Below are 9864 nucleotides of genomic sequence, written 5' to 3' on the forward strand. Positions count from 1 at the left end.
CAGCGCATCCATCGGAGGTGGGCATGACCAGGGACCCGGACGGGCTGCTGGAGCTGCTGCCCCAGTGGCACCGGCTGCGGGACGCCGACGCGGGCGAGCCGCTGCGCGCCCTGCTGGCCGTCATCGCCGAACAGGTGGACGTCGTCCGCGGCGGCGTCGACCAGGGCTACCAGGACTGGTTCGTGGAGACCGCCGCCGACTGGGCCGTCGCCTACCTCGGCGACCTGGTCGGCTACCGGATCCTGCCCGGCTACGAGGAGGTGCTCGCCACCGGCCTGCACGGCGAGGCCTCCGCCGAGCGGATCGCGGCCCGCGACCGGCTCGCCGCCCGGCTGGCGCCCCGCCAGGACGTCGCGAACACGGTCGCCAACCGCCGCCGCAAGGGCACCCTCGCCCTGCTGGAGGAGCTGTCCGCCTCGGTCGCCGACTGGCCGGCCCGCGCCGTGGAACTGTCCCGGCTGCTCGCCGGCACCCAGCCGGTGCGGCTGCTGCGCCCGGACGAGGAGCCGGCCGACCGGCAGCGGCTGGGCCGGGGCCGGCTGGTCGACGTCCGGCGCGGCGCGGCGCTGGACCTGCTCGGCGGGCCCTTCGACGGCCAGGCGCACACCGTCGACGTCCGCCGGGCCGCCTCCCCGCGCCGCCAGGGCGGCTACACCCCGGCCGGCGTCGCCCTGTACGTGTGGCGGCTGAAGCCGTACCCGGTGACCCGGGCGCCGGCCTACTGCGTCGACCGGGCCAGGAACCTCTTCACCTTCTCCGTCCTCGGCAACGACGCCCCGCTGGTCACCCGGCCCGAGCCGGGGCCGGCCGGCGCGCACCCCGCGACGGCCGACACCGTGCCGGCCCCGATCCGGCGCCGGCAGCTGGCCGAGCGCACGGCCGACTACTACGGGCCCGGCAAGAGCTTCGCCATCTGGCGCGACGGCTCCCAGGAGCCCGTCCCGCCCGCCGAGATCGTGGTGGCCGACCTGACCGACTGGACGTACCGGCCCAAGCGCGGCCAGGTCGCCGTCGACCCGCTGCTCGGCCGGATCGCCTTCGGCGCCCGCTCCGCCCCGCGCCGCGGCGTCTGGGTCGACTACCACTACGCGTTCGGCGACGACACCGGCGGCGGCGAGTACCCGCGCGACCGCCCGGAGTCCCGGCACCGGACGCTCTACCAGGTCGGCCCCGGCCGGCCGTTCGAGCGGATCAACGACGCGTACGAGCAGTGGCGCGCCGACCAGCGGGACGGCACCGCGGGCGGCTCCGCCGTCATCGAGATCACCCACAGCGGCGCCTACCAGGAGCAGTTGGACTTCGACCTGGAGGCCGACGACCGGCTCGAACTGCGCGCCGCCGAGGGCACCCGGCCGGTGATCCGGCTGCTCGACTGGTACAGCAACCGGCCGGACGCGCTCAACGTCCGGGGCACCTGCGCGGGCGGGCGGCTCGTCCTGGACGGCCTGCTGGTCACCGGTCGCGGGGTCAACGTCACCGGGCCGCTCGCCTCCGTCACCCTGCGGCACTGCACCCTGGTGCCGGGCTGGTCCCTGGAGCCGCACTGCGAACCGCACGCGCCGCAGGAGCCCAGCCTGGTGCTGGACCACACCACGGCCTGCGTGCGGATCGAGCGCAGCATCCTGGGCACGATCCAGGTCGTCGGCGACGAGGTGGACGACGACCCGCTGGAGATCCACCTGGCCGACAGCATCCTGGACGCCACCGGGCCGGACCGCCCGGCGCTCTCCGGGCCCGACTGCGAGCACGCCTACGCGGTGTTGCACGCGCACCGCTCCACGGTGGTCGGCGAGGTGCACACCCACGCGGTGCGGATCGCCGAGGACAGCGTCTTCACCGGCCGGATGCGGGTGGCCCGACGCTCGCTCGGCTGCCTGCGGTTCTGCTACGTGCCCCCGGGCTCGCGCACCCCCCGCCGCTACGAGTGCCAGCCCGACCGGGTGCGCTCGGCGGTGACCGAGCTGGTCGAGCGCGGCGAGCTGGACCCGGCGCGGGCCGAGCGGCTGCGCGAGACCGAGGCGCAGCGGGTGCGCCCGCTCTTCACCAGCCTCCGGTACGGCACGCCCGGCTACGGCCGGCCGGCCGCCGGTTGCGCGCCGGAGATCACCCGCGGCGCCGAGGACCGCTCCGAACTCGGCGCCTTCCACGACCTGTTCCAGCCCCAGCGCGAGGACAACCTGCGGGCGCGGCTGGCCGAGTACACCCCGGCCGGCACCGACGCCGGCCTCTTCTTCGCCACCTGACCGACCCTGACCGACTCCCAACCGACTGAAGACCGTTGACTGTGAGAGGGACCCCGTGCACGCAGACTTCTCGCGCCTGACCTTCCGGCCCGGCAGGCACTACTCCGCGGTGCTGACCCAGCAGGGCCGGGTCCAGCTCGACGCCGACGCCAACGAGCAGGCCGCGATCGAGCGCCACCAGCTGCGCACGCTCGCCACCGACCTGATCGGCCGGCGCGGCGGGCCCGCCGGCGCGGCCGGGTTCGCGATCGGCTACCTGCCGGGCAACCACGACCTGGACGACCTCGCCATCGGCGGCGGCCGGTACTACGTGGACGGCGTCCTGTGCGAGGCCGACCGGCCCGGGCCCGGCACCGCCGTGCCCGACGACGGCGTCTGGGGCGCCGAGACCCGGGAGGCGCCCGCCGGCTGGACGTACTGGGACCAGCCGGACGCCTACCGGGACCAGGAGCGCCCCGGCGACCGGCTGCCCGACGCGTTCCCGTTCCTGGTCTACCTGAAGGTCTGGGAGCGCAGTGTCACGGCCGTGGAGGACCCGGAGATCCGCGAGGTCGCGCTCGGCGCGGCGATGCCCGACACGGCGGCCCGGGCCAAGGTCGTCTGGCAGGTACTGGCCCTTCCCGCCTCGGAGTTGAACGTGCCGGACGGCGGTCCGTCCCGGGTGCTGGAGGCCTTCGACGCCTGGGCCGCGCCCCGCGAGCGGCCCTCCTCCTGGCTGGCCGCGCGGGCCCGGCGGCCGGAGCGGGCCAGCGAGGACCCGTGCCTGGCGCACCCCGAGGCCGGCTACCGGGGCCCGGAGAACCAGCTGTACCGGGTGGAGGTCCACCACGGCGGATCGGCGGAGGGCGGCGCCACCTTCAAGTGGTCCCGGGAGAACGGCTCGGTCGTCCTCCCGGTCGCCTCGGTCGAGGGCGTCTGGGTCGCCCTGGACACGCTGGGCGACGACGACAAGCTCGGCCTCTCGGTGGGCGACCGGGTCGAGGTCGCGGACAGCGCGTACGTCAGCCGGGACGAGGCGGCGAACCTGCTCCAGGTGGAGGAGATCGACCTGCCGGGCCGCCGGGTCCGGCTGTCCGCCGAGCCGGTCCCCGGGGTCGGGCGACTGGCCGAGCTCCACCCCTTCCTGCGCCGCTGGGACCACCGGGAGGCCCGCGGCCGGGACGCCCTGCCCCTGGCCGGCGGCGCCCTGCAGCTCGCGGAGGGCGCCTGGCTCGACCTGGAGGACGGCGTCCAGGTGTACTTCCGGCCGGGCGGCGCCTACACCCGGGGGGACTACTGGCTGGTCCCCGCCCGCACCGCCACCGGGTCGGTGGAGTGGCCGCGGAACCCGGCCGGCGAGGCGCTGCTCCAGGAGCCGGCCGGGGTGCGGGTGCACCACGCCCCGCTCGCCTGGGTGAAGGGCCCGACCACCGTCGTCGACCTCCGCCAGACCTTCGCCCCGCTGACGGCCACCGCCCGCTCCGAGATCTGATCGGCCGGGGCGCGACGGCGGGCGCGGCAGGGCCGTCGGCGTCCTCGAGCCGAGGGCAGCGGGCCCGGGTGGGGGCGTCGACGGCGAAAGGGGAACCGGCCACGCCCCCCACCCGCGCACATCGGTCATCCCACCGATACGTCGCGGACATTCCCGGTGTTCGCGGTGTTCGTGGTGCTTCCGGTACCCCCGGTGTTCGCGGTGTTCACGTGTTGTCCGAATGGTGGTCGGGCTTTTTGACATCCTCCTTATCGTCATACATTCTTCTCGGCATGTCTGACCGTCACCCGATCACGTGCGCCGCCATCGAGCTGGCGCTGATCGGCGTGGCCGCGCACTGCGTTTCCGACAATCTCTGTCGCTGAATCCGCCCTGTCCCGACGCTTTTAGCGGTGATCGCCGCGTCGGGGCGTCGCCCCCTGCTGCGGGCGCGGTGCCGCTCACTTCCCCAGGCCTCACTGTCGCCCGCCTTCCTCCGTACACCATCGGTAGCGAAAGGCCCCCTTTCCGATGTCTCGAACCACCACCTTCACCCCTCGCCGCCTCGCCGCGGCGACCGTCACCGTCGCACTGGTCGTCGGGCTGGCGGCGTGCGGACCGAAGGCCGACGGCGGTGGAGGCTCCGGCAAGGACGCCGCGCCGCAGCAGGGCGGCACCCTCACCGTCCTCAACCAGAACCCGCAGGACCAGTTCGACCCCGCGCGGCTCTACACCTCCGGCGGCGGCAACGTCCCCTCCCTGGTCTTCCGCACCCTCACCACCCGCAACCGGGCCGACGGCGCGGCCGGCACCAAGGTCGTCCCGGACCTCGCCACCGACACCGGCACCCCCTCGGAGGGCGCGACGGTGTGGACGTACCACCTCAAGGACGGCCTGACGTTCGAGGACGGTTCGCCGATCACCACGGCCGATATCAAGTACGGCATCGAAAGGTCATTCGCCCCCGAACTCTCGGGCGGCGCACCGTTCCTGAGGGACTGGCTGGTCGGCGCCGCGGACTACCAGGGCCCGTACAAGGACGCGCGCGGTCTGGACGCCATCGAGACGCCGGACGAGAAGACCATCGTCTTCCGTCTCAACAAGCCCGAGGGCGACTTCCCGTACCTCGCCACCCAGACGCAGTTCGCCCCCGTCCCGAAGGCCAAGGACACCGGGACGAAGTACCAGGAGCACCCCGTCTCCTCCGGCCCCTACCAGGTCGTCAAGAACGAGAACGACGGCGCCCACCTCGTCCTCAAGCGCAACCCCAACTGGTCGGCGGCGACGGACGACCAGCGCAAGGCGTACCCGGACACCATCGACGTGCAGTCCGGGCTCGACCCGGCGGTGATCAACCAGCGGCTCTCCGCCGGCACCGGCGCCGACGCGGCCGCCGTCACCACCGACACCAACCTCGGCCCCTCCGAGCTCGCCCAGGTGAAGGACGACAAGTCGCTCGCCGCGCGCGTCGGCACCGGCCACTTCGGCTACGTCAACTACCTGGCGTTCAACCCGAAGGTCAAGCCCTTCGACGACCCCAAGGTCCGGCAGGCCGTCGCCTACGCGATCAACCGCACCTCGGTCGTCAACGCGGCCGGCGGCTCCTCGCTCGCCGAGGCCGCCACCACCTACCTGCCCGCCCAGGAGACCTTCGGGTACACGCCGTACGACCCGTTCCCGGCCGGTGCCACGGGCAACCCGGCGAAGGCCAGGGAGCTGCTGAAGGAGGCCGGTTACCCGGACGGCCTGACCATCACGCTCACCCACTCCAGCGCCACCGGCAAGGGCTACGGCCCGGACCTGGCCGCCGCCGTCCAGGACGGTCTGAAGGCCGCCGGGATCACCGTCCAGCTGGAGGCCCTGGACTCCACCCGGTACTCCAAGACGATCCACACCGTCGGCACCGAGCCCGGCCTCTTCCTCTCCGGCTGGGGCGCCGACTGGCCGTCCGGCGGCCCGTTCCTGGCCCCGATCTTCGACGGCCGGCAGATCGTCACCGACGGCTACAACTTCAACTCCGCGCAGCTGGACGACCCTTCGGTGAACGACGAGATCGACCAGATCAACAAGATCACCGACCACGCCGAGGCCGCCAAGCGCTGGGGCGCCCTGGACAAGCGGATCGGCGACCAGGCCCTCACCGTCCCGCTGTTCCACCCCGTCTACAAGCGGCTGTCCGGCAAGGACGTCCGCAACATCGTCATCAGCGACTGGACCGGCGTCCTCGACATCTCCCAGGTCGCGGTCAAGTAGCGGACGGGACCGGACGGATCGATCGGACAACCATGGCTCCACAGCAACCCCGAGCCGGGGAGGCCCCTGCGGCCTCCCCGGCCGCCGGGGGACCACAGGTGTGGCGGCGGCTGCTCGCGCGGCGCGCCGCCCTCACCGCCGGCCTCGTCATCGTCCTGCTCGTCCTGATCGCCGCGGCGGCACCGCTGCTCAGCGCGATCGAGGGCCAGGACCCCACCAGTTACCACAACGACCTGCTCGACTCGGCGGCCGGCGGGGTGCCCACCGGCTCCTTCGGCGGCGTCAGCGCCGAGCACTGGCTCGGCGTCGAACCCGGCACCGGACGGGACGTGTTCGCCCGACTGGTGCACGGCGCCCGGATCTCGCTGCTCGTCGCCGTCGGCGCCACCCTCGTCCAGGTCGCGATCGGCGTCCTGCTCGGCCTCGCCGCGGGCCTCGGCAACCGGTGGCTCGACCAGCTGATCGGCAACACCACCGAGGTGATGCTCGCGCTGCCCACGCTGGTCTTCGCCATCTCGCTGATGGCGGTCGTGCCCCCCGGATTCCCCCGCCCGCTGCTGCTGACCCTGGTCATCGGGCTGCTGGGCTGGGCCGGCACCGCACGGGTGGTCCGGGCGCAGACGCTCAGCCTCCGGCAGCTCGACTACGTGGCCGCGGCCCGGCTCGCCGGCGCCACCCGGTGGCGGATCGCCCGCCGGGAGCTGCTGCCGTCCCTGGCCGCGCCGGTCATCACCTACGCGGCGGTGCTGCTGCCGTCCAACGTGGTCGCCGAGGCCGGGCTGTCCTTCCTCGGCGTGGGCGTCAAGCCGCCGACCTCCTCGTGGGGCCAGATGCTCTCCGGGGCGACCACCTGGTTCCGCGCGGACCCGATGTACGTGCTGCTCCCCTCCGCGCTGCTGTTCACCACCGTGCTCGCCTTCACCGTGCTCGGCGACGCCGTCCGCACCGAGCTCGACCCCCGTGCGGCCTCCCGGCTGCGGGTCGGTACGGCGCGCGGCGGCTCCGGTCCGTCGAACGCCGGCCCCTCGGGTGCCGCTCCGTCGAGTGCCGCTCCGTCGAACACCGGTCCGTCGAACACGGGCCGGGGCCCCTCCGAGGAGGCCACCGCATGACCCGCTTCCTGCTCCGCAAGGCCGTCGGCATGCTCGGCGTCCTGCTCGTCCTCTCCCTGGTCGTCTACGCGGTCTTCTACATCGCCCCCGGCGACCCGGCTCAGCTCGCCTGCGGCGAGAAGTGCAGCCCCGCCCAGGTCGCCCAGGTGCGCGAACGGCTGGGCCTCGACGCGCCCGTCTACCTCCAGTACGCCCACTTCCTCCAGGGCGTCGTCGCCGGCCGCGACTTCAGCGCCGGGACGGGCCTGCTGCACTGCCAGGCGCCCTGCCTGGGCATCTCCTACCGCAGCGGCGAGCAGGTCACCGACATGATCACCGCCCGGCTCCCGGTGACGGCCTCGCTGGCGCTCGGCGCGATGGTGCTCTGGCTGGTCCTCGGGGTCGGCACCGGGCTGGTCTCCGCGCTGCGCCGGGGCCGGCTCAGCGAGCGGCTGCTGACCGCGCTGACGCTGGCCGGCAGCTCCATCCCGGTGTTCGTCATCGGCCTGGTGCTGCTCATCGTCCTGTGCGCCCAGCTCCAGTGGCTGCCGTTCCCGAGCTACGTGCCCCTCACCGAGGACCCGCAGCAGTGGTTCTGGGGACTGCTGCTGCCCTGGGTCTCGCTCGCGCTCATCGAGTCCGCGAAGTACGCCCGGCTGACCCGCTCCTCCATGCTGGAGACCCTCGCCGACGACCACATCCGGACCTTCCGGGCGTACGGCGTCAGCGAGCGGCACCTGGTGACCAGGCACGCGCTGCGCGGCGCGCTCACCCCGGTGATCGCGCTGACCGCCATCGACCTCGGGACGATGTTCGGGTCCGCCGTGCTGACCGAGTCGCTCTTCGGCCTCCCGGGGCTCGGCAAGCTGCTGGTCACCTCGGTCGGCCTGATCGACCTGCCGACCGTCGTCGGCCTCACCCTCGTCACCGGGTTCTTCGTGGTCCTCGCCAACGTCATCGCGGACGTGCTCTACGCGGTGACCGACCGAAGGGTGGTCCTGACGTGAGCGCCGGAACCCTGAGCCCGGAGCCCCTGGACCCGGAGCCCCTGAGCCCCGAGCCCCGGGGCTCCGAACCCCTGGCCGCCGGAGCCCGGGGCGAGGCCCTGGTCGACGTCCGGGACCTGGTCGTCGACTTCCCGGTCGGCGACGGCCACGTCCGCGCCGTCGACGGCGTGGGCTTCACCCTGGAGGCCGGGCAGGCGCTCGGCATCGTCGGCGAGTCCGGCTCCGGCAAGAGCACCGTCGCCTACGGGCTGCTCGGCCTGCACCGCGGCACCGGCGCCCGGATCGGCGGCTCGGTGCGGGTCGCCGGCGTCGACGCCGTCACCGCCGAGGGCGACGAACTCCGGCGCCTGCGCGGCGGGTTGGCCGCCATGGTGTTCCAGGACCCGCTCTCCGCCCTCGACCCGTACTACGCGGTGGGCGACCAGATCGCCGAGGTCGTGCGGGTGCACCGGGACGTCTCCCGCCGGGACGCCCGGGCCCGGGCCGTCGAGGTGCTCGACCGCGTGGGCATCGCCGACGCGGCACGGCGCTCGCGGTCGCGTCCGCACGAGTTCAGCGGCGGCATGCGCCAGCGGGTGCTGATCGCGATGGCCCTGGCCTGCGAGCCGCGGCTGCTGGTCGCCGACGAGCCGACGACCGCGCTGGACGTCACCGTCCAGGCCCAGATCCTCGACCTGCTGCACGAGTTGCGGGCCGAGACCGGGGCCGGGCTGGTCCTGGTCACCCACGACCTGGGCGTGGTCGCCGGGAGCGTCGACCGGGTGCTGGTGATGAAGGACGGCCGGGCCGTGGAGCACGGGCCGGTCGCCGAGGTGCTGGGCGCTCCGCGCGAGCCGTACACCCGCGCGCTGCTGTCGGCGGTGCCCCGGGTCGACGCGCCCGCCGGTCCGGCCGAGCCCGCCGAGCCGGCCAGGTCGGCCAAGCCGGCTGGGCCCGCCGGGGACGAGGTGCTGCTCGAAGCCGTCGACCTGCGCCGGGAGTTCGCCACCCGCGGCGGCCTCACCCGGCGCACCGGCCCGGTGACCGCCGTGGACGGCGTCTCGCTCACCGTACGGGCCGGCGAGACGCTGGGCGTGGTCGGCGAGTCCGGCTCCGGGAAGACCACGCTCGGGCGGATGCTCGTCCGGCTGCTGGAGCCGACCGGCGGCCGGCTGCACTACCGCGGCCGGGACATCGGAGCGCTCGGGGAGAAGGAACTGCGCCCGATCCGGCGGGAGTTGCAGATGGTCTTCCAGGACCCGGTGTCCTCGCTCAACCCGCGCCGCAGCATCGGCGAGTCCATCGCCGACCCGCTGCGCATCGCCGGGGAGAGCGACGAGCGCCACATCCGCAGCCGGGTCGGCGAACTCCTCGAACGCGTGGGGCTCGACGCCGACTGGTACCACCGCTACCCGCACGAGTTCTCCGGCGGGCAGCGGCAGCGGGTCGGCATCGCCCGCGCGCTGGCGCCCCGGCCGCGGCTGATCGTCTGCGACGAACCGGTCTCCGCGCTGGACGTCACCACCCAGGCCCAGGTGGTCGAGCTGCTGGGCGAGTTGCAGCGCGACCTCGGCCTCGCGCTGGTCTTCATCGCCCACGACCTCGCCGTGGTCCGGCAGGTGAGCGACCGGGTCGCGGTGATGCGGGCCGGGCGGATCGTGGAACAGGGCGACGCCGACACGGTGTACGACTCCCCCCAGCACGCCTACACCAAGGGCCTGTTGGCCGCCGTGCCGGTCCTGGACCCGGCCGAGGCGACCGCCCGCCGCCACGCCCGCCTGGCCTCCGCCGGCGCCTGACCGTCGACTGCCCGGCCCGGGTCGCACCTCACGGGGTGCGAC

Annotated in this window: 6 protein-coding genes; all 6 read left to right on the forward strand. The window is 74.2% G+C overall.

Translation table 11 applies throughout. The annotated features are described in order from the left end of the window. Window positions 1–23: 23 nt before the first annotated feature. The 6 genes from ACFU7Z_RS06535 to ACFU7Z_RS06560 all read left to right on the forward strand — a co-directional run bounded on the left by ACFU7Z_RS06535 (window position 24) and on the right by ACFU7Z_RS06560 (window position 9822). Complete coding sequence (locus ACFU7Z_RS06535; RefSeq protein ID WP_380776621.1) at window positions 24–2243, forward strand: hypothetical protein; 2220 nt, start codon at window positions 24–26, stop codon at window positions 2241–2243. 55 nt (window positions 2244–2298) lie between these two features. After that, a complete protein-coding gene (locus tag ACFU7Z_RS06540; RefSeq protein WP_380776623.1) occupies window positions 2299–3714 on the forward strand; it encodes a DUF6519 domain-containing protein in 1416 nt (471 codons plus the stop codon). A 510-nt stretch (window positions 3715–4224) separates the two neighbouring features. Next, window positions 4225–5946, forward strand: a complete 1722-nt coding sequence (locus ACFU7Z_RS06545; protein ID WP_380776625.1) for an ABC transporter substrate-binding protein — start codon at window positions 4225–4227, stop codon at window positions 5944–5946. A gap of 32 nt (window positions 5947–5978) precedes the next feature. Further along, window positions 5979–7058, forward strand: coding sequence for an ABC transporter permease (locus tag ACFU7Z_RS06550; protein ID WP_380776627.1), 1080 nt, complete (start codon window positions 5979–5981; stop codon window positions 7056–7058). Then, entirely contained in the window at window positions 7055–8044 is a 990-nt protein-coding gene (locus ACFU7Z_RS06555) for an ABC transporter permease (protein ID WP_049651523.1), read from the forward strand. Before ACFU7Z_RS06550 ends, ACFU7Z_RS06555 begins: the two co-directional genes overlap by 4 nt. 71 nt (window positions 8045–8115) lie before the next feature. Continuing rightward, window positions 8116–9822: an ABC transporter ATP-binding protein gene (locus ACFU7Z_RS06560; protein WP_380776629.1), complete on the forward strand. Its 1707-nt coding sequence runs from the start codon at window positions 8116–8118 to the stop codon at window positions 9820–9822. The last annotated feature ends 42 nt before the right edge of the window (window positions 9823–9864 follow it).

Origin of the sequence: Kitasatospora sp. NPDC057518, from assembly GCF_042802075.1 — a bacterium.
GTDB lineage: Bacteria > Actinomycetota > Actinomycetes > Streptomycetales > Streptomycetaceae > Kitasatospora.